Below are 665 nucleotides of genomic sequence, written 5' to 3'. Positions count from 1 at the left end.
CGTTGATGCAACTCTTCCACAAACGCCATAGAAAGAATGTCATCCATGCTGGTTTTAGGCGTCGTGGCTAACCAACTCAACCCTTGTAGTATGTTGGCATTTTCAAGCTCATTAAGCTCTTCGCGAGTCGTGATGTGATCAAATTTCAGCCCGGCAACATCATCGGCATTTAGTTGGGTTGCGCCCTCTGGTTCAACAAACAGACTCATTGGTATTTCTCCTGCAAACTGACTTTCCACAAATCTCGGGTGCTGCCCGTTTTAATTTCATTGGCTAATTGAACCAGCGCTTGCTGTTGTTGCTCTGAGGTTAACTGCTGTGCTTCTAAAAACATCGATTGGTGGCTCATGGCCAAACGCTGCTTGGCCAACTCCATAGCGCGCGCTTCTATCATGTCATCAATCGACTGACGCGGAACAATCGCATAAACTAGTTCGGCATCGAGCCCGCTCGCCAGTTGTTTAAGTTGTTTGAGTGTGATGGTTTCATCGGCTTCTTTACGCTCCAATATGGAGACTTGATTACGAGAGAGATTAAGACGTTCACCTAATTGCGCGCCCGACATCCCCAAGGCCTCACGGATACTGCGCACCCAACCATTTTTCGGCGGTTTAGGCACAGATAAACCGAGTAAAGCGCTGATTTTTGCTTTGACTTGCTTGAGT

Annotated in this window: 1 protein-coding gene and 1 pseudogene; both read right to left on the bottom strand. The window is 47.5% G+C overall.

Going from position 1 to position 665, the window contains the following annotated elements:
- Positions 1 to 209, bottom strand: a pseudogene (locus L5M28_RS24035) (mobile mystery protein B); the annotation flags it as partial.
- On the bottom strand, positions 206 to 665 hold a 460-nt coding region (locus L5M28_RS24030), incomplete at its 5' end, for a mobile mystery protein A (RefSeq protein ID WP_263204545.1). The gene L5M28_RS24030 and the pseudogene L5M28_RS24035, both read right to left, overlap by 4 nt.

This window comes from Shewanella sp. SW32 (genome assembly GCF_025653365.1).
In the GTDB taxonomy this organism is placed as follows: domain Bacteria; phylum Pseudomonadota; class Gammaproteobacteria; order Enterobacterales; family Shewanellaceae; genus Shewanella; species Shewanella oncorhynchi.
The sequence above is the reverse complement of the archived record's forward strand: the minus strand, read 5'-3'. Positions and strand labels throughout refer to the sequence as shown.